Annotated in this window: 21 protein-coding genes; 11 read left to right on the forward strand and 10 right to left on the reverse strand. The window is 60.8% G+C overall.

The annotated features are described in order from the left end of the window. Window positions 1-88: 88 nt before the first annotated feature. The gene (locus GH769_RS18700) at window positions 89-1426 is read left to right on the forward strand and encodes an imelysin family protein (RefSeq protein ID WP_153649872.1); all 1338 of its coding nucleotides are present in this window, start codon (window positions 89-91) and stop codon (window positions 1424-1426) included. 303 nt (window positions 1427-1729) lie between these two features. After that, window positions 1730-3184 carry a TrkH family potassium uptake protein gene (locus GH769_RS18705; protein ID WP_003193780.1) on the forward strand — a complete coding sequence of 485 codons (1455 nt, stop codon included), beginning with the start codon at window positions 1730-1732 and terminating at the stop codon, window positions 3182-3184. Here the strand turns inward: GH769_RS18705 and GH769_RS18710 are convergent. Continuing rightward, entirely contained in the window at window positions 3141-4199 is a 1059-nt protein-coding gene (locus GH769_RS18710) for an AraC family transcriptional regulator (protein WP_032902763.1), read from the reverse strand. The genes GH769_RS18705 and GH769_RS18710 overlap by 44 nt on opposite strands. Window positions 4200-4359: 160 nt before the next feature. Here GH769_RS18710 and GH769_RS18715 point away from each other — a divergent pair, with 160 nt between their 5' ends. Then, a complete protein-coding gene (locus GH769_RS18715) occupies window positions 4360-4671 on the forward strand; it encodes a DUF962 domain-containing protein (RefSeq protein ID WP_014719676.1) in 312 nt (103 codons plus the stop codon). A 10-nt stretch (window positions 4672-4681) separates the two neighbouring features. On the opposite strand, the gene GH769_RS18720 is transcribed toward GH769_RS18715, so the two are convergent. Further along, complete coding sequence (locus GH769_RS18720) at window positions 4682-5020, reverse strand: hypothetical protein (RefSeq protein ID WP_019819373.1); 339 nt, start codon at window positions 5018-5020, stop codon at window positions 4682-4684. Between the two features lie 14 nt (window positions 5021-5034). On the opposite strand from GH769_RS18720, the gene GH769_RS18725 reads away from it, so the two are divergent. Both GH769_RS18725 and GH769_RS18730 read left to right on the forward strand, forming a co-directional pair. Beyond that, entirely contained in the window at window positions 5035-5217 is a 183-nt protein-coding gene (locus GH769_RS18725) for a hypothetical protein (RefSeq protein WP_014719677.1), read from the forward strand. Between the two features lie 103 nt (window positions 5218-5320). Beyond that, a complete protein-coding gene (locus GH769_RS18730) occupies window positions 5321-6517 on the forward strand; it encodes an MFS transporter (protein ID WP_014719678.1) in 1197 nt (398 codons plus the stop codon). On the opposite strand, the gene arfB is transcribed toward GH769_RS18730, so the two are convergent. Both arfB and GH769_RS18740 read right to left on the reverse strand, forming a co-directional pair. Beyond that, a complete protein-coding gene (arfB, locus tag GH769_RS18735; protein ID WP_003193787.1) occupies window positions 6514-6927 on the reverse strand; it encodes an alternative ribosome rescue aminoacyl-tRNA hydrolase ArfB in 414 nt (137 codons plus the stop codon). The genes GH769_RS18730 and arfB overlap by 4 nt on opposite strands. A 107-nt stretch (window positions 6928-7034) precedes the next feature. Continuing rightward, on the reverse strand, window positions 7035-8453 hold the full coding sequence (locus GH769_RS18740) for an amino acid permease (protein WP_014719679.1): 1419 nt from the start codon (window positions 8451-8453) through the stop codon (window positions 7035-7037). Window positions 8454-9100: 647 nt separating this feature from the next. Between GH769_RS18740 and GH769_RS28870 the strand changes: the two genes are divergently transcribed. Together GH769_RS28870 and GH769_RS18745 are read left to right on the forward strand one after the other, a co-directional pair. Next, window positions 9101-9238, forward strand: coding sequence for a hypothetical protein (locus GH769_RS28870; protein ID WP_003175756.1), 138 nt, complete (start codon window positions 9101-9103; stop codon window positions 9236-9238). Between the two features lie 73 nt (window positions 9239-9311). Beyond that, the gene (locus GH769_RS18745; protein WP_014719680.1) at window positions 9312-10271 is read left to right on the forward strand and encodes a hypothetical protein; all 960 of its coding nucleotides are present in this window, start codon (window positions 9312-9314) and stop codon (window positions 10269-10271) included. 194 nt (window positions 10272-10465) lie between these two features. Here the strand turns inward: GH769_RS18745 and rluB are convergent, their stop codons facing one another. The 6 genes from rluB to GH769_RS18775 form a co-directional block, all read right to left on the reverse strand. Continuing rightward, complete coding sequence (gene rluB / locus GH769_RS18750; RefSeq protein ID WP_014719681.1) at window positions 10466-11674, reverse strand: 23S rRNA pseudouridine(2605) synthase RluB; 1209 nt, start codon at window positions 11672-11674, stop codon at window positions 10466-10468. 144 nt (window positions 11675-11818) lie between these two features. Further along, a complete protein-coding gene (locus GH769_RS18755) occupies window positions 11819-12010 on the reverse strand; it encodes a DUF1289 domain-containing protein (protein ID WP_014719682.1) in 192 nt (63 codons plus the stop codon). A gap of 126 nt (window positions 12011-12136) precedes the next feature. Next, window positions 12137-13057, reverse strand: coding sequence for an SMC-Scp complex subunit ScpB (gene scpB / locus GH769_RS18760; protein ID WP_014719683.1), 921 nt, complete (start codon window positions 13055-13057; stop codon window positions 12137-12139). Between the two features lie 12 nt (window positions 13058-13069). Beyond that, a complete protein-coding gene (locus GH769_RS18765; RefSeq protein WP_164365898.1) occupies window positions 13070-13768 on the reverse strand; it encodes a ScpA family protein in 699 nt (232 codons plus the stop codon). 120 nt (window positions 13769-13888) lie between these two features. Then, window positions 13889-14518 carry an L-threonylcarbamoyladenylate synthase gene (locus GH769_RS18770; RefSeq protein ID WP_003193796.1) on the reverse strand — a complete coding sequence of 210 codons (630 nt, stop codon included), beginning with the start codon at window positions 14516-14518 and terminating at the stop codon, window positions 13889-13891. A gap of 13 nt (window positions 14519-14531) precedes the next feature. After that, a complete protein-coding gene (locus GH769_RS18775; RefSeq protein ID WP_020303140.1) occupies window positions 14532-15395 on the reverse strand; it encodes a PHP domain-containing protein in 864 nt (287 codons plus the stop codon). 87 nt (window positions 15396-15482) lie between these two features. Between GH769_RS18775 and GH769_RS18780 the strand changes: the two genes are divergently transcribed. The 4 genes from GH769_RS18780 (at window position 15483) to GH769_RS18795 (ending at window position 17868) form a co-directional block, all read left to right on the forward strand. Then, the gene (locus tag GH769_RS18780) at window positions 15483-16079 is read left to right on the forward strand and encodes a septation protein A (RefSeq protein WP_014719685.1); all 597 of its coding nucleotides are present in this window, start codon (window positions 15483-15485) and stop codon (window positions 16077-16079) included. A 1-nt stretch (window position 16080) separates the two neighbouring features. Further along, a complete protein-coding gene (locus tag GH769_RS18785) occupies window positions 16081-16380 on the forward strand; it encodes a YciI family protein (RefSeq protein ID WP_014719686.1) in 300 nt (99 codons plus the stop codon). Window positions 16381-16480: 100 nt separating this feature from the next. Then, window positions 16481-17158 (forward strand): response regulator transcription factor, encoded by a 678-nt coding sequence (locus GH769_RS18790; RefSeq protein ID WP_014719687.1) that lies wholly within the window; start codon window positions 16481-16483, stop codon window positions 17156-17158. 251 nt (window positions 17159-17409) lie between these two features. Then, window positions 17410-17868, forward strand: coding sequence for an LTXXQ domain protein (locus GH769_RS18795; protein ID WP_014719688.1), 459 nt, complete (start codon window positions 17410-17412; stop codon window positions 17866-17868). Window positions 17869-17926: the final 58 nt, after the last annotated feature.

The following is a 17926-nucleotide window of genomic DNA, read 5'->3' on the forward strand; positions in this document are numbered from 1 at the left end:
CTTTACACAAAATGCAAATCTTTCGCATTATGTCGCAGCGTTTGCGCTCCCCGCGCGCCCTTTCAACAACCGAAGCAGGATGTTCGCCATGATTCGTATGCCCCTGGCCACCGCCAGTCTGCTGGCCATTGCCATTTCTCTCGCCGGTTGCGGCGAAGGTAAAGACAAGGCCGCCGCGCCCCAGGCATCCGCTGCCGCCAGCACTACCGCACCGGCGGCTGCCCCGGCAGGCCAGGTCGACGAAGCAGCCGCCAAGGCCGTGGTCGCGCACTACGCAGACATGGTGTTTGCGGTGTACAGCGATGCCGAATCCACCGCAAAAACCCTGCAGACCGCAATCGATACTTTCCTCGCCAACCCGAACGACGAAACCCTGAAAGCGGCCCGTACCGCCTGGATCGCCGCACGCGTACCCTACCTGCAGAGCGAAGTATTCCGCTTCGGCAACACCATCATCGACGACTGGGAAGGCCAAGTGAACGCCTGGCCCCTGGACGAAGGCCTGATCGACTACGTCGACAAGTCCTACGAGCACGCGCTGGGCAACCCAGGTGCCAACGCCAATATCATCGCCAACAACGAGATTCAGGTGGGCGAAGACAAGGTCGACGTCAAGGAGATCACCCCGGAAAAACTCGCCAGCCTCAATGAGCTGGGCGGTTCCGAAGCGAACGTCGCCACCGGCTACCACGCCATCGAATTCCTGCTGTGGGGCCAGGACCTTAACGGCACCGGCCCAGGCGCGGGCAACCGCCCGGCGTCGGACTACATGACCGGTGACGGTGCAACCGGCGGTCACAACGAGCGTCGCCGCACTTACCTGCGTGCTGTCACCCAACTGCTGGTCAGCGACCTGCAGGAAATGGTCGACAACTGGAAGCCCAACGTCGAAGACAACTACCGCGCCACCCTGGAGTCGGAACCGGGCACCGACGGTTTGCGTAAAATGCTGTTCGGCATGGGCAGCCTGTCCCTGGGCGAACTCGCCGGGGAGCGCATGAAAGTGTCCCTGGAAGCCAACTCGCCGGAAGACGAGCAGGACTGCTTCAGCGACAACACCCATTACTCGCATTTCTACGACGCCAAGGGCATCCGTAACGTCTACCTGGGCGAATACACCCGTGTTGACGGCACCAAGCTGACCGGCGCCAGCCTGTCGTCTCTGGTGGCCAAGGTCGACCCGGCAGCCGACGCAGCCCTCAAGGCTGACCTGGCAGCCACCGAAGCGAAGATCCAGGTGATGGTTGACCACGCCAACAACGGCGAGCACTACGACCAGTTGATCGCCGCTGACAATGAAAAGGGCAACCAGATCGTGCGTGACTCGATTGCCGCCCTGGTCAAGCAGACCGGTTCGATCGAAGCCGCTGCTGGCAAGCTGGGTATCAGTGACCTGAACCCGGACAGCGCTGATCACGAGTTCTGATCAAGCACAGTTAAAAGAGGCGACCTGCGGGTCGCCTTTTTCATGCGCGCAATAACTGCCGCGTCTATCCCTGTAGGCGCTGGCTTGCCTGCGATGGCGGTGGTTCAGTCGACTAATCTGTAACTGACACACCGCCATCGCAGGCAAGCCAGCTCCCACATTGGATTGCGGGGCGTCAGGTGAATATACGCCGGCTGGCAGGCCAGCTCCCACAGGGGTTCTCCATCAACCCGCAGCCCTCGGTTTACAAGACCTGCACCGCGGGTAGAATGGCGCCTCTGCCCAATCACCCGAGCGAACTTCATGGCGTTGCCGACCCTGCGCATCATCGGTTTCATCATCGGCATCTTCCTGATCACCCTTGCGGTCGCCATGGTAATCCCGATGGCGACCCTGGTGATCTTCGAACGCACCAGCGACCTGCCCTCGTTCCTGTGGGCCAGCCTGATCACCTTTATCGCCGGGTTGGCGTTGGTCATTCCTGGCCGCCCCGAGCACGTGCACCTGCGCCCCAGGGACATGTACCTGCTGACGGTCAGCAGTTGGGTGGTGGTGTGCATCTTCGCCGCCCTGCCCTTTTTGCTGACCCAGCACATCAGCTACACCGACTCGTTCTTTGAAAGCATGTCCGGCATCACCGCCACCGGCTCCACCGTGTTGAGCGGCCTGGACAGCATGTCGCCGGGCATTTTGATGTGGCGTTCGTTGCTGCACTGGCTTGGCGGTATCGGCTTTATCGGCATGGCGGTGGCGATCCTCCCGCTGCTGCGCATTGGTGGCATGCGCCTGTTCCAGACCGAATCCTCGGACCGCTCTGAAAAGGTCATGCCTCGCTCACACATGGTGGCGCGCCTGATCGTGGCGGCGTATGTGGGCATCACCATCTTCGGCAGCCTGGCCTTCTGGTGGGCCGGAATGGGCGTGTTCGATGCGATCAACCATGCGATGTCGGCGATTTCCACGGGTGGGTTTTCCACCTCGGACGAGTCCCTGGCCCATTGGAAACAACCGGCGGTGCACTGGGTCGCGGTGGTGGTGATGATCCTTGGCAGCTTGCCGTTCGCCCTGTACGTGGCCACTTTGCGCGGTAACCGTCGAGCGCTGATCAAGGACCAGCAAGTGCAAGGCTTGCTCGGCCTGTTGCTGGTGACCTGGCTGGTACTCGGCACCTGGTACTGGTGGACCACCAACCTGCATTGGCTCGATGCCTTGCGCCATGTGGCGCTGAACGTGACGTCTGTGGTGACCACCACCGGCTTTGCACTGGGGGACTACAGCCTGTGGGGCAACTTCTCACTGATGCTGTTTTTCTACCTGGGCTTTATCGGCGGCTGCTCGGGCTCCACCGCAGGCGGTATCAAGATCTTCCGTTTCCAGGTGGCCTACATCCTGCTCAAAGCCAACTTGAATCAGTTGATCCATCCCCGCGCGGTGATCAAGCAGAAGTACAACGGTCATCGCCTCGATGAGGAGATCGTGCGCTCGATTCTGACTTTTTCGTTTTTCTTCGCCATCACCATCTGCATGATCGCCCTGGCGCTGTCACTGCTGGGCGTGGACTGGATGACCGCATTGACCGGCGCCGCCAGTACCGTTTCCGGCGTGGGCCCCGGCCTGGGCGAAACCATCGGCCCGGCCGGCAACTTCGCCACCCTGCCGGATGCCGCCAAGTGGATCCTGTCCCTGGGCATGTTGCTGGGACGCCTGGAGATCATCACCGTGTTTGTGTTGTGCATTCCGGCGTTCTGGCGTCACTGACCGACGACATTTGCTGCAAGCGCGCCCGGTATTCGCCGGGCGTGGCATCGAACCAGCGGCGAAACGCGCGGAAAAAGTTGCTCGGGTCGGCAAACCCCAGCAGGTAGGCGATTTCCAGCAAGGTCATGTTGGGTTGTGCCAGGTACTGCTCGGCCAGTTCGCGACGGGTGTCATCGAGCAAGGCCTGGAAGCTGGTGCCCTCCTCCTGCAAACGCCGCTGCAAGGTGCGCTGGGACAGGTGCAGCGTCTGGGCCACCGCTTCGCGCTTGGGCTCGCCCTGAGGCAACAGGCGGCACAGCACCTGACGCGCCTTATGGGTCACGCGGCTTTCGGAAAAACGCGCCAGGTATTCACCGGCAAAGCGATCGTGCAACAGCGCCATGGCTTCGTTGGCCGTGGGCAGCGGCGCCTCCATGTCAGCCTGCTCGAAAATCAGCGCGTCATAGGGTGCATTGAATTGCAAAGGCGCATGGAAGGCGCGTTGGTAGGGCGCCAGTTCCGCTGGCTGTTCGCCCTGCAGCAGCACTTTGCGGGGCTGCAGGGTGCGCCCGGTGAGCCAGCCACACAGGGCCAGGGCGCTGGCCAGCGAGGCTTCGGCGCTTTGACGGGTGGGCGGCAGGTGATCGCCATGCACCGTCAGAATCAACGCATAGCCTTCGGGTAACAGTCGAAAACTCAAATCAGCGCTTTCGGCGATGATGCGCTGGTAGCGCACCAATCGCATAAAGCCTTCGGCCAGGGTGTTGCTGGACATCAACGCATAACCGGCAACGTGAAACGAGGCCGGGCGCACCACCTTGCCCATGTTCAGGCCAATCGCCGGGTTACCCGACACCTCTACCGCGCGTTGCCACAGGCGGGTCATGGCGTCTTGCGGGAAGCGCGCATCGGGATCACTGAGGGCCGCATAATCCAGGCCCAGTTGCTTGAACAAGGCACGGCAATCCAGGCCATCCATTTCCAGCGCCTTGACGATGCCCATCGCCCAGCTTGCAGAAGTTGTTCGTTCGCTCATGGCGTCTTCTTGTTGAAAGCAGGCTCAAACGGCAGCCAGGAAGCCAAGGATACTAAAGTGGCATCTATTGTCACTGGCTGTTACCACTGATCACTCTAGACTCAAATAAGCTCCCCGCCGCACACCCGTTGGCGGCACAACAACCAGAGGGCCGGTGACCGTGGAAAACATCAAGAAATACAACAGTTTTGCCGAGTTCTACCCGTACTACTTGGCCGAGCACGGCAACAGCACCTGCCGACGCCTGCACTTTATCGGCACCACCCTGGTGATCGGCATTCTTGCGTACGCCATCGGCAGAGGTTCATGGGTCCTGCTGCTGGCCTTGCCGCTCGCGGGCTACAGCTTTGCCTGGATTGGTCACTTCTTCTTCGAAAAGAACCGTCCCGCCACCTTTCAACACCCGTTCTACAGCTTGCTGGGAGATTTTGTGATGTACCGCGACATGATTCTGGGCAAGGTGCCGTTCTAGAGGTGTGACCTCATGTCACTTGCGTCTGAACCATTAAAAATTGTGCATACGTCGAGATAAAAGTCTTTTTGTCATTTACGGTGCTGTATCCTGCCAAGGCTTTTTGAGAGCGCGGAATCACCTGCGATTGAAAAAACAGACCTTGCGAGGAGCGACCACGATGCACGAGATACCTAATCTCCCCTTCCCAAGCCTGCACCCAACTGAGCAGCCAACACCGCAGCAGGCCAGCGACAAGCAGCCTGAGGCCAAAGAAGCAAAACCAGTCGAGCGCGAAAGCCGGGACTGACGCCGTACCAGACCGTGTGGAAAGCGCGCCTTTGAGCGCTTTCCACACTGCCTGAATCATCCGAGACCTTCACTATGACCACCTCCCCTTCCGACACGCCGGACGCCGCTGTACTCGACGCTGCCTTGCAGATGGTCGAAGTCTGGAACCGCCTCAGTGCCGACAAGCAAGCAGCACTGCTCAAGCGCTTTGGCACCCAGGAAAACGCTTTGGCTGCCCTGGTGACCACTCAATTGCTGGCCCCCACCCAAGCTTGATCGGCTTTAGAGCTGACGTTTTACATTTTTGCCGCCCTGCCCGGCCTGCGCGCCGGTATCATTAGCAGCCTATCTTTACCTGCTGCGACAGTGGATCTCTCCCATGCCAGATACCCAGCGCCCCATGGCGGTCACGCTGCAAGTTGTTTCCATCGTGCTGTTTACCTTCATCGGCTATTTGAATATCGGCATCCCCCTGGCCGTATTGCCGGGCTATGTCCATAGCCAGCTGGGCTATGGCGCCGTCATTGCCGGGCTGGTGATCAGCGTGCAATACCTGGCAACCCTGCTGAGCCGCCCCTATGCCGGCAAGATCATCGACAACCTGGGCAGCAAGCGCGCCGTGGTGATCGGCCTGGTGGGCTGCGGCTTGAGTGGCGTGTTCATGTTGTTTGCGGCGTGGTTTTCCAGCCTGCCGGCTCTGAGCCTCGGCTGCCTGCTGGTCGGTCGGCTAGTGCTGGGCAGCGCTGAAAGCCTGGTGGGTTCGGGGGCGATTGGCTGGGGCATTGGCCGTGTCGGCGCCGCGAACACGGCCAAGGTTATTTCCTGGAACGGCATCGCCAGCTACGGCGCGCTGGCGGTCGGCGCGCCGTTGGGGGTGCTGCTGGTCAGCCAGTTGGGGCTTTGGAGCATGGGCGTCAGCATCATTCTGTTGGCCGTACTGGGTGTGGTGTTGGCCTGGAAAAAACAAGCCGCGCCGATTGTGCCCGGCATCCGTTTGCCGTTCATGAATGTACTGGGCCGCGTGCTCCCCCATGGTTGCGCGCTGGCATTGGGCTCTATCGGCTTTGGCACCATCGCCACCTTTATCACGTTGTATTACAGCACCCAGCACTGGGATAACGCGGTGTGGGCCTTGAGCCTGTTCGGTGCCAGTTTTATCGGCGCGCGCTTGCTGTTTGGCAATTTGATCAACCGCATTGGTGGTTTTCGCGTCGCAATCGCCTGCCTGTCGGTGGAAGTACTGGGCCTGCTGTTGCTGTGGCTGGCGCCGGATGCCCAACTGGCGTTGGCGGGTGCGGCGTTGAGCGGTTTCGGTTTTTCCCTGGTGTTCCCGGCGTTGGGAGTGGAGGCCGTCAACCTGGTGCCGGCCTCCAGCCGTGGCTCGGCGGTGGGCGCCTATTCGCTGTTTATCGACTTGTCCCTGGGCATCACCGGGCCGCTGGCGGGCGCCGTGGCGGCCGGGTTTGGCTTTGCCTCGATCTTCCTGTTCGCCGCCCTCGCCGCTTTCGCCGGTTTGCTGCTGAGCGTCTACCTGTACCGCCAGGCGCCCAAGGCCCGCGAAACACGCGACGCCTAGAAGTCGACCTTGCCGCGCCCGGCCTTGATGCTGCCGCGCTTGGTCTTGGACTCCAGGCGGCGTTTCTTCGAGCCCAGGGTAGGCTTGGTCGGACGGCGTTTTTTCTCGACCTTGGTGGCGCTCTGGATCAACTCCACCAGGCGCTCCAGCGCATCGGCGCGGTTCTGCTCCTGGGTGCGATATTGCTGGGCCTTGAGCACCAGCACGCCTTCGCTGGTGATCCGGCTGTCACGCAGTGCCAGCAAGCGTTCCTTGTAGAACTCCGGCAACGAAGACGCCGGAATATCAAACCGCAGGTGCACCGCACTCGACACTTTATTGACGTTCTGCCCACCGGCACCCTGGGCGCGAATGGCGGTCAGCTCAATCTCGGCATCGGGCAGCTGTACGTTGTTGGAAATCACCAGCATGTAACACGGTCCTCCGGAAGAAGCCCTAGGATACGCGAATGCACCTTGGCCATCCCCTCAAACAACAAACCCGGCACAAGGCCGGGTCTGCTTAACAACATTGACGCTTACTTCACCGCGGGGACCGCCATATCCATGGACTGCTGCGCCCGCTTGTTCTTGACCCAGTAACAAACGCCCATGAACGCCACCCACACCGGGATCGCGTACACCGAGCGGTCAATGCCCGGAATCATCAGCATGGTGCCCAGAATAAACACCACAAAGGCCACGCAGATGATGTTGCCATACGGGTACCACAACGCCTTGAACAGCGGCACCTGGCCAATGCGGTTCATGTGCTGGCGGAACTTGAAGTGGGAGAAGCTGATCATCGCCCAGTTGATCACCAACGTGGCCACCACCAGCGACATCAGCAGTTCCAGCGCGTCATGGGGCATCAGGTAGTTCATCAGCACCGCCACCAGAGTGATCGCCGCCGAGGCCAGGATCGAACGCACCGGCACGCCGCGCTTGTCGATTTTCGCCAGGGCCTTGGGCGCGTCGCCCTGCTCGGCCATGCCCAAGAGCATGCGACTGTTGCAGTAGGTGCCGCTGTTGTACACCGACAGCGCGGCCGTCAGCACCACAAAGTTGAGGATATGCGCGGCGGTGTTACTGCCCAGCATCGAGAACACCTGCACGAACGGGCTGCCGCTGTAGGCATCGCCGGAGGCGTTGAGGGTCGCCAGCAGGCTGTCCCACGGGGTGAGCGACAGCAGCACCACCAGGGCACCGATGTAGAAAATCAGGATGCGGTAGATCACCTGATTGATCGCCTTGGGGATCACGGTGCGTGGTTGATCGGCTTCAGCGGCGGTAAAACCGAGCATTTCCAAGCCGCCGAAGGAGAACATGATGATCGCCATGGCCATCACCAAACCGCCGACGCCATGGGGGAAGAAACCACCATGCTCCCACAGGTTGCTGACCGAGGCTTGCGGGCCGCCGCTGCCGCTGACCAGCAGGTAGCTGCCCAGGGCAATCATGCCGACGATCGCCACCACCTTGATGATGGCGAACCAGAACTCGGCTTCACCGAAGACTTTGACGTTGGCCAGGTTAATCGCGTTGATCAGCACGAAAAACGCCGCAGCAGAGACCCAGGTCGGGATCTCCGGCCACCAGTAGTGCACGTACTTGCCGACGGCCGTCAACTCCGACATACCCACCAGAATGTACAGAATCCAGCAGTTCCAGCCCGAGAGGAAGCCGGCGAAACCGCCCCAGTACTTGTGGGCAAAGTGGCTGAAGGAGCCGGCGACCGGCTCCTCGACAATCATTTCGCCAAGCTGGCGCATGATCATGAAGGCGATAAAGCCGCAGATGGCATAGCCCAGGATCATCGAAGGGCCGGCGGATTTGAGCACCCCGGCCGAGCCCAGGAACAGGCCGGTGCCGATGGCGCCACCGAGGGCGATCAACTGGATATGCCGGTTTTTCAGGCCGCGTTTCAGCTCGCCTGAAGAAGAATGGGGTCCACTCATGAAAAGGGTCTCACGCAAGGTTTGAAGAGTTGAATGCAGGTTGCTGCCTTGAATTACCGACTCAAGCAGCGCCGCTCAAACCCCAGCGCAGGCACCAGGAGTACAGCGTCTTTCTAATGGTCATGCGTCACCTGTTTGTTTTTATCTGTGACGAAATCGAACCCGTCCGGCTCGTGGCCAGGCGGAGTGATCAGGGGGATCAAACCCTGAGGTCTTGGCCTTTTGCGTGGGTACGCAAGGGGGGTCACAGTAAAACGCGGCGCATTGTACACCGCTCGACAGCTTCGGCACGCACCGGGAAAGTGCACGGGCGATTCTGTCAGCTAATGCTTACATCGGCGCGCCCCCCAACAAAGCCAGGGCAGTTGCGTAAATCTATCGTTACACCCCGGAAAATCCGCGTTACAGCCAGACTTTGGCAACCCTCAACGGAATTCTGTCGGTAAGCAATGCCTGAAGAATCGCTTCAGCCAATTCACTGTTTTGCCTGAATAAAAAAATCTGCTGAAAAACAGAAGAAAAAATCCAAATGAAACCGTGTCAATAAATTTTTTGCATTTCGAAACACTCTCTTCTAGGTTCTTTGCACTTGCCCGCGAAGCCCGTGGGCAAGCCGTTCTCAAACAACGTCCTCTAGGAGATACACCATGCAAGCACTGGAAAACGACCTGGAAACCGAACTGCAACTCGACGATTGGTTTGAAGCGCCGACCCATGAGGCCGCCGTTGAAATGATGCAAGCCGATGCCGTTGTGCCTTTTGGCACCGCGATGTGGCCTTTCTAATACCCGGCAGGCATCCGGCAGGCGCTGTGCACGGCGCCTGCCCCCTTACCCAAGGCACAGAAGGACACCCGTCATGGACAAGGCCCGCGCCGTCGAACATTTTCTCTACTACCTGGCACACCACCCCGCCCTCAACGGCCTGAACCGCCCCACCGTGTTGCTGGGCCACACCGAGCGCTATGACGCCATCGCCCAGGCGATTACCCACGGCAGCGCCGCCCGCTTCAACTTTCAACTGCAACGCCTGGACCTGGCGCCCAGCGACACCCTGTCCCAGGCCATTCAAAGCTGCGACCTGTACCTGTTTCTCTATGATTCCTCCACGCTGCCCAACCCACGCGCCGAAGGCCCGGACTTTATCCGTGCCCTGCAAGGCGTGATGGCCGAGCACTGGAAAAAATCCCTGCTGTTCAAGGATTACGGCGACTATTTCTACGACACCTTCAGCGTCGAGCCCCAACGCATCGCCGACCTCAACGCCACACTGATCCGGCGCATGGCCCAGGCCAACGTGCTGAGCTTTACCGACAAACACGGTTCGCGCCTGGAAGCGCCGATGAGCAGCATCAAGAAGTGGACCAATATCAACGGCGTCGGCAACCACGACCTGGCGCCCGGCGAAATCGCCACCCACAGCGAAGCCATCAACGGCCAGGTGCGGTTTGTCGGCACCTTCCTCAGTACCATCCCCTTTGCACGCAAATACGGCGTGCTGCAATTGCCGCTGGAGCTATGGATCGAGAACTCCACCGTTTGCAGCGTGGCCAGCGAAGTGCCAGGGCTGGCAGATGACTTCAACAAGTACCTGAATGCCAACCCGTCCAACCGTCGTGTGGAGGAGTTGGGGATTGGCACCAATGAAGGGGTCAAGGACCTGTATGCGCGCAATGCCGGGTTTGAAGAGCGTCACTGCGGGTTGCACTTGGGCTTGGGTGGCGGGCAGAAAGGCAGTCATCACCTGGACCTGATCTTTGCCAGTGGGGTGCTGGCGCTGGATGACAAGCCGGTGTTTGATGGCGCCTTTGCCTTTTAAAAAATCATAGACGTGTAGAGATCCCGGTGGGAGCTGGCTTGCCTGCGATAGCGGTGTGTCAGTCACCTTTTTACTCACTGACCCACCGCTATCGCGGGCAAGCCCGGCTCCCACAGTTGATTGCATTTCAAATGTAGATCGCAAAAAAAAAACGCCAACCCTAGGGTTGGCGTTTTTATGCGGCGCTTAACGTATCACTGCGGCTTCTTGCGACCAAAACCAGGACGCTGGCCGGAACCGGCCGGTGCGCCACGGCGCTTGCCCGAAGGCTCGTCCGCGACCAGTTTCGGGCCAGGGCGCTTGTTCGCCGCTGGCTTGGCTGGACGCTTGGTGCTGGCGTTGTCGGCCGGGCGATCCGCTTCACCACGGTTGCTACGACCACCCGCCGGAGCAGGACGCGGCGTACGTGGCGCACGCTCGCCTTCCTGACGCGATGGCGTGGTGGGGCGGCGTTCACCTTCAATGTGCGGCTGACGCGAGATACGACCGCCGGTGGCCGGTGCATCCAGCGCAGGGCGCAGGGTGCGGGCAACACGTTCGGTACGTGGCACTGGGCGCGACGATTTGCGCTGCATACGCTCAAGCTTGTCTTTGCTCTTGGCGTTCATCTGCGGCATGGCAACCGGCGTCAGGCCCACTTCGGCGCTGAGGATATCGACCTCGTACTGGCTCATTTCGCGCCAGCGGCCCATCGGCAGGTCGGAGTTCAGGAACACCGGACCGAAACGCACGCGCTTGAGGCGGCTGACCACCAGGCCCTGGGACTCCCACAGGCGACGCACTTCACGGTTACGGCCTTCCATCACCACGCAGTGGTACCAGTGGTTGAAACCTTCGCCACCCGGCGCCTGCTTGATGTCGGTGAACTTGGCCGGGCCGTCTTCAAGCACCACGCCCGCCTTGAGGCGTTCGATCATCTCGTCATCGACTTCACCACGTACACGCACGGCGTATTCACGGTCCATCTCGTAGGACGGGTGCATCAGGCGGTTGGCCAATTCACCGTCAGTGGTGAACATCAGCAAGCCGGTGGTGTTGATGTCCAGACGGCCGATGTTGATCCAGCGGCCTTCTTTAGGCTTGGGCATCTTGTCGAACACGGTCGGACGGCCTTCCGGGTCGTCACGGGTGCAGATCTCGCCGTCGGGCTTGTTGTACATGATCACGCGGCGCACCGATTCGGCGGCCTCTTCACGCTTGATGACCTTGCCATCAATGGTGATTGCATCGTGCAGGTCGACGCGCTGGCCGAGGGTAGCCTCGACGCCGTTGACCTTGATGCGCTTCTGGGTGATCCAGGCTTCGACGTCGCGGCGCGAGCCCACGCCGATACGCGCCAGCACTTTTTGCAGCTTTTCGCCTGCTGGGCCGATTTCCTGGTCTTTCTGGTCTTGGTCATTCATCGTAAGCACCTCCCGGTGGGTCGATTCAGGCGTGGCCTGAGGGGTATTGAAAGCGGGGCCTAGGCCGAATAGGTCGGCAAGGGGTCGCGAATCATACGCGCATGGCGCGTGTTGCGCATCACAGACTAGCCGATAACGCCCAAGTCATTTGCTTTTCCGCCGACCGGTGGCGCCCAGAGCCAGCAAACGCAGCTGGGCTTCGGCCAATACCGTGCGCTTGTCGGCTTTATCGAGTTTCTTCCAGGCACGGATTTCACGCTTGCTGCGGCCACAGCCGACGCAGATGTCGTCGCTGAATTTGCAGATGCTGATGCACGGGTCTTTCAGGGCACTCATGGTCGATCCTCTGTGGGAGCTGGCTTGCCTGCGATGGCATCACCTCCTTGCATCTGAGAGACCGAGGCGTCTGCATCGCAGGCAAGCCAGCTCCCACATGGGTTGCGCGGTGAACCTCAGAGCCGGTCAGTCTTCGAGCTGGCGGCGCTCGTTTTCGATGGCCTCGGCCAGCGCCCGGGCTTCGTCTTCTTCGTCACTCAGGGGCGGCTGTTCGAGGGCGGCGACGGCGGCCAGGAGCTTTTCCCGGGCCTGGGCCACGCCAAGCACATCGTCTTGGGCTTCGACCTCAGGCTCGGATTCAACGTTCACCTGGGTTTCTGGCTCCGCCGCACCATCACGCAGCAAATCGTCGAAGTCGGTCTTGATCCCCTGCTCCATGTCGTCCAGCTCCAGCAACAACGTATGGAAACTGGTTTCGTCCTTGGGCTCCTCCGGCTCGGCGCTGGCATCGGCCAGTTCCTGCAGGCTTTGCGGCACCGGCGCGTCGTCGAAATCGAGCACTGGCTCGGCCTCCATTTCGCGCAGTTCGGCTAGCGGCGGCAGGTCGTCGAGGTTCTTCAGGTTGAAATGATCGAGGAACACCTTGGTGGTGGCGAACATCGCCGGTTTGCCGGGCACGTCACGGTAGCCAACGATGCGAATCCACTCGCGCTCCAGCAGGGTCTTGACGATATGGCTGTTGACCGCCACACCACGCACGTCTTCGATCTCGCCCCGAGTGATGGGCTGGCGATAGGCGATCAGCGCCATGGTCTCCAGCATCGCCCTCGAGTAGCGCTGCGGGCGCTCTTCCCACAAACGCCCGACCCACGGTGAAAACTTCTCACGGATCTGCAGGCGATAACCCGACGCCACTTCGCGCAACTCAAAGGCACGGCCCTCACAGGACTTGCGCAGGATCTCCAAGGCTTTCTTGAACACCGGCGGCTCCGGGCGTTCGGCTTCTTCAAAGAGTTCGAACAGGCGCTCCAAAGATTGCGGTTTGCCCGAGGCCAGGAGAAAGGCCTCCAGCAAAGGGGCCAGTTCGCGGGGTTCAGTCAGATTCATCGATTCAGCTCGTTATTCGGCTCGCGCCCGCACGTGGATAGCCGCAAAAGGCTCATTCTGCACCAGCTCGACCAAGGATTCCTTGACCAGCTCAAGGATCGCCATAAAGGTCACCACCACGCCCAGGCGCCCTTCCTCGGCGGTGAACAACTCGACAAAGGGCACAAAACCACCGCCCTTGAGACGTTCCAGCACATCGCTCATGCGCTCGCGGGTGGACAGCGCTTCACGGCTGACCTGGTGGCTCTCGAACATATCGCCACGGCGCAGTACTTCGGCCATGGACATCAGCAATTCTTCCAGACTCACGTCCGGCAGCAACTTGCGCGCGCGCGCCTCGGGAGCGTCGAGCTTGGGCACCACCACATCACGGCCCACACGGCTCAGACCGTCGATGCCTTCGGCGGCGGCCTTGAAGCGTTCGTACTCCTGCAGGCGGCGGATCAGCTCGGCGCGCGGGTCATCCTCTTCGGCTTCTACCGTCTCCGAGCGCGGCAACAGCATGCGCGACTTGATCTCGGCGAGCATGGCGGCCATCACCAGGTACTCGGCGGCCAATTCCAGGCGCACCGACTGCATCAGCTCGACATAGCCCATGTACTGGCGGGTGATTTCTGCCACCGGAATATCGAGGATATTGATGTTCTGCTTGCGGATCAGGTACAGCAGCAAGTCCAGGGGGCCTTCGAAGGCTTCAAGGAACACCTCCAGGGCGTCCGGCGGGATGTACAGGTCCAGGGGCATTTCCATGACCGCCTGGCCATACACCATGGCAAACGGCAGTTCTTGCTGGGCGCCAGCCTGGGGATCAGCGGCTTCCACGGCTGACATTCAGGCCTCGACCATGAACGGAGCCGGGTCGCCACAACCCACACGCACCACTTCTGGTTCGCCATCGGCCAGGTTGATCACCGTGGAGGCCTTGTTGCCGCCGTAGCCGCCGTCGATGATCAGGTCGACGTGCTTTTCCAGCAAACGGCGCATTTCGTAAGGGTCGTACAACGGCTCGGTTTCGCCGGGCAGGATCAACGACACGCTCATCAGCGGTTCGCCCAACTCGGCCAGCAGCGCCAGGGCAATCGGGTGTTCCGGCACGCGCAGGCCGATGGTGCGTTTTTTCGGGTGCAATAACAGGCGCGGCACTTCGCGAGTGGCGTTGAGAATGAACGTGTAAGGCCCCGGCGTGTGGGCCTTGAGCAGGCGGAAGGTACCGGTGTCGACCTTGGCGAACAGGCCGAGCTGGGACAAGTCGCTGCAGATCAGCGCAAAGTTGTGCTTGTCGTCCAGCTGGCGCAAGCGTCTTACCCGCTCGACCGCGCCCTTGTCGCCGATCTGGCAGCCAATGGCGTAGGACGAATCAGTCGGGTAGATCACCACGCCACCGGCGCGGATGATCTCTACGGCCTGCTTGATCAGGCGCGCCTGAGGGTTTTCCGGATGAATCTGGAAGAATTGACTCACGTGCTCTACCTGTTCAGACGGTGGCAATAATGGGGTCATGCTTGAATCGCCCCCACAACAGCGGCAGATCTTCCGGGACCTGACGATACTCGCCAATCTCGGACCAGCCGCCTGGGCCATGAAAATCACTGCCGGCACTGACCAGCAGACCAAATTCGCGGGCAAGGATCGCCAGGCTGCCGACCTGTTCTGCCGGTTGATGCCCGTTGACCACCTCGATGGCGTGGCCACCCGCACCAATATAGTCGCTGATCAGCTTGCGGCGCTTGCTGCGGGTGAAATCGTAATGCCAGGGATGCGCCAAGCTGACCCAGGCCCCGGAGGCCCGCAGGGTCTGGACGGTGTCTTCCAGGGTCGGCCAATGCAGCTTCACATCGCCCAACTTGCCGGCGCCCAGCCATTTGCGAAAGGCCTCGGCGCGATCCTTGACATAGCCTGCGCGCACCATCCAGTCGGCAAAATGCGGACGGGCCGGTGCGTTGCCGCTGTCGCCCAGCTCTTGCTGGATGGCGCGGGCGCCGTCGAGGGCGCCAGGCATACCTTTAAGGCTCAGTTTGCGGCTTATTTCTTCGGACCGCAGCCAGCGGCCATCGTGCAATTGGGCAATCGCCGCCACCAAGGGCGGGGCCTTTTGATCAAAACCGTAGCCCAGCACATGGATGGTGGCGCCGCCCCAGGTGCAGGACAATTCCACGCCGTTGACCAGCTGCATGCCCAGGGAATGCGCGGCCTGGCGGGCTTCATCGAGGCCTTCGAGGGTGTCGTGGTCGGTCAATGCCAAAACTCGCACGCCTTTTTCAAACGCACGCGCAACCAATACCGCGGGCGCCAGGGCGCCGTCGGAGGCCGTGCTGTGGCAGTGCAAATCAACATTCACGGGAGTGTGTAACCTCAAGTCAGCTGGCGCTATCGCAACCAAGGATGTTTGTTATTATGCCGTCACATCCAGCTTCTGGCTCTTACTGTGAAACAATTCATCGACTTCATCCCGCTGTTGCTGTTTTTCATCGTTACCAAACTCGACCCCAGGGTCATCGAAATCGCCGGCCACGAGCTATCGTTCGGAGGCATCTACAGTGCCACTGCCGTACTGATCATCAGCTCCATCGTAGTGTACGGCGCCATCTTCATCTCCCAGCGCAAGTTGGAAAAAAGCCAATGGCTGACCCTTATCGCCTGCCTGGTATTCGGTGGCCTGACCCTGGCCTTCCACAGCGAAACCTTCCTTAAATGGAAAGCCCCGGTGGTGAACTGGCTGTTCGCCCTGGTGTTCATCGGCAGCCACTTCATTGGTGACCGCCTGCTGATCAAGCGAATCATGGGCCATGCGCTGACCTTGCCGGAGCCGGTGTGGGTGCGCCTGAACGTGGCCTGGATCGTGTTTTTCCTGTTCTGCGGTGCCGCCAACCTGTTCGTGGCCTTCACGTTCCAGGACTACTGGGTCGACTTCAAAGTGTTCGGCAGCCTGGGCATGACCGTATTGTTCCTGATCGGCCAGGGCATCTACCTGTCGCGCCACCTGCATGACACCGCGTCTACCACGCCGAAAACCGAGGACTGACATGCTCTACGCCATCATTGCCACCGATATTGCCAACTCGCTGGAAAAACGCTTGAGCGTACGCCCGGCCCACGTCGAGCGCCTTAAACAGCTGCAAGCCGAAGGCCGCATCGTACTGGCCGGCCCGCACCCGGCGGTCGACAGCAATGACCCGGGCGACGCCGGCTTCACCGGCAGCCTGATCGTGGCCGAGTTTGCCTCCCTGGCCGACGCCGAGGCCTGGGCCAAGGCAGACCCTTACGTTGCAGCAGGCGTCTATGCCGATGTGGTGATCAAGCCGTTCAAGCAAGTCCTGCCTTGAACCCGGCTGCGTCGAACCTAATCGTTTCGGCGCACTCCTAATGGCTCACGGCGTCACCGGTGGGGTCGTCGCCGTCGACAATGGCTAAATCGAGTGAGTCATGAGCGAGCTGTTACTGATAGATGATGACCAGGAGCTCTGTGAGCTGCTGACCAGTTGGTTGAGCCAGGAAGGCTTCCAGGTGCGCGCCTGCCACAACGGCCTGAGCGCCCGCAAAGCCTTGGCCGAAGCCGCCCCGGCGGCGGTGGTGCTCGATGTGATGCTGCCCGACGGCAGCGGCCTGGAGTTGCTCAAGCAACTGCGCAACGACCACCCGGAGTTGCCGGTGCTGATGCTCTCGGCGCGGGGCGAGCCTCTGGACCGCATCCTCGGCCTGGAACTGGGCGCCGACGACTACCTGGCCAAACCTTGCGATCCGCGCGAACTGACGGCGCGCCTGCGCGCCGTGTTACGACGCAGCCACCCGGCCGCGGTATCGACCCAGCTGGAACTGGGCGACTTGTGCTTCAGCCCGGTGCGCGGGGTGGTCAGCATTGATGAGCAGGAATTCACCCTGACCGTCTCCGAAAGCCGCCTGCTTGAAGCCTTGCTGCGTCAGCCCGGCGAGCCCCTGGACAAACAGGAACTGGCTCAGATCGCCCTGGGCCGCAAGTTGACCCTCTACGATCGCAGCCTGGACATGCACGTCAGCAACCTGCGCAAGAAGATCGGCCCACACCCGGATGGCCGGCCACGCATCGTGGCGCTGCGTAGTCGTGGCTACTACTACAGCCTCTAAACATCCCGCTTAACCCTGTGGGAGCTGGCTTGCCTGCGATAGCGGTGTGTCAGTCCACCGTTATGCTAACTGGCCCACCGCTATCGCAGGCAAGCCAGCTCCCACCATTGATTTCATCACCTTCAAGGGTTTTGTCAGCTCCTGTCAAACCTGTCTTTACCGAAGCTTTACCCTCCCCTGACCGCCGCTGACCTTGCGCTGCGTAACCTACTCACATCCGGACTCACCGGAATAGAGACAGGAGAATCACCATGCGCAAGACCCTTATCGCTTTGATGCTCGCCGCTGCACTGCCTACCGTCGCCATGGCCATGCCTGAAGGCCCGGGCCCGATGGGCGGCCACGAAGGCCACATGATGGGTGGCCCAGGCCACGGTGAACACGGTCCGCGTGGTAAAGGTGGCCCGTTCAGCCAGTTGGACTTGAGCAAGGAACAGCGTGAGCAGATCCGCAAGCTGATGGGTGAGCAATGGCACGCTCGCAAAGACCTGACCCAAAAGTACCTGGACAAACTGCCGGCCGCTGACCAGAAGGCGATGCAGGACGAAATCGCCGCCGGCAAGCAGAAAACCCAGGCCGATATCCGCGCCGTGCTCAAGCCCGACCAACAGAAGAAGTACGACGAGATCGTCAAGAAGCAAGCCGAGCGCCGCGCCGAATGGAAAGAGTTCCAGGCCTGGAAAGCCCAGCAAGCGCAAAAAGCGCAATAATGGCCTAGCTTCACCCCAGCCCAGTGGTTCGCGCCGCTGGGCTTTTCCTGTTTGAGGG

It is taken from the genome of Pseudomonas sp. CFSAN084952, assembly GCF_009648855.1.
GTDB lineage: Bacteria > Pseudomonadota > Gammaproteobacteria > Pseudomonadales > Pseudomonadaceae > Aquipseudomonas > Aquipseudomonas paracarnis.

What these genes read in the sequence shown, in the direction of transcription:
- GH769_RS18700 (WP_153649872.1), top strand. Translation starts at nt 89, where the DNA reads ATGATTCGTATGCCCCTGGCCACCGCCAGTCTGCTGGCCATTGCCATT.
- GH769_RS18705 (WP_003193780.1), top strand. Translation starts at nt 1,730, where the DNA reads ATGGCGTTGCCGACCCTGCGCATCATCGGTTTCATCATCGGCATCTTC.
- GH769_RS18710 (WP_032902763.1), bottom strand. Translation starts at nt 4,199, where the DNA reads ATGAGCGAACGAACAACTTCTGCAAGCTGGGCGATGGGCATCGTCAAG.
- GH769_RS18720 (WP_019819373.1), bottom strand. Translation starts at nt 5,020, where the DNA reads ATGATTCAGGCAGTGTGGAAAGCGCTCAAAGGCGCGCTTTCCACACGG.
- GH769_RS18725 (WP_014719677.1), top strand. Translation starts at nt 5,035, where the DNA reads ATGACCACCTCCCCTTCCGACACGCCGGACGCCGCTGTACTCGACGCT.
- GH769_RS18730 (WP_014719678.1), top strand. Translation starts at nt 5,321, where the DNA reads ATGCCAGATACCCAGCGCCCCATGGCGGTCACGCTGCAAGTTGTTTCC.
- arfB (WP_003193787.1), bottom strand. Translation starts at nt 6,927, where the DNA reads ATGCTGGTGATTTCCAACAACGTACAGCTGCCCGATGCCGAGATTGAG.
- GH769_RS18740 (WP_014719679.1), bottom strand. Translation starts at nt 8,453, where the DNA reads ATGAGTGGACCCCATTCTTCTTCAGGCGAGCTGAAACGCGGCCTGAAA.
- GH769_RS28870 (WP_003175756.1), top strand. Translation starts at nt 9,101, where the DNA reads ATGCAAGCACTGGAAAACGACCTGGAAACCGAACTGCAACTCGACGAT.
- GH769_RS18745 (WP_014719680.1), top strand. Translation starts at nt 9,312, where the DNA reads ATGGACAAGGCCCGCGCCGTCGAACATTTTCTCTACTACCTGGCACAC.
- rluB (WP_014719681.1), bottom strand. Translation starts at nt 11,674, where the DNA reads ATGAATGACCAAGACCAGAAAGACCAGGAAATCGGCCCAGCAGGCGAA.
- GH769_RS18755 (WP_014719682.1), bottom strand. Translation starts at nt 12,010, where the DNA reads ATGAGTGCCCTGAAAGACCCGTGCATCAGCATCTGCAAATTCAGCGAC.
- scpB (WP_014719683.1), bottom strand. Translation starts at nt 13,057, where the DNA reads ATGAATCTGACTGAACCCCGCGAACTGGCCCCTTTGCTGGAGGCCTTT.
- GH769_RS18785 (WP_014719686.1), top strand. Translation starts at nt 16,081, where the DNA reads ATGCTCTACGCCATCATTGCCACCGATATTGCCAACTCGCTGGAAAAA.
- GH769_RS18790 (WP_014719687.1), top strand. Translation starts at nt 16,481, where the DNA reads ATGAGCGAGCTGTTACTGATAGATGATGACCAGGAGCTCTGTGAGCTG.
- GH769_RS18795 (WP_014719688.1), top strand. Translation starts at nt 17,410, where the DNA reads ATGCGCAAGACCCTTATCGCTTTGATGCTCGCCGCTGCACTGCCTACC.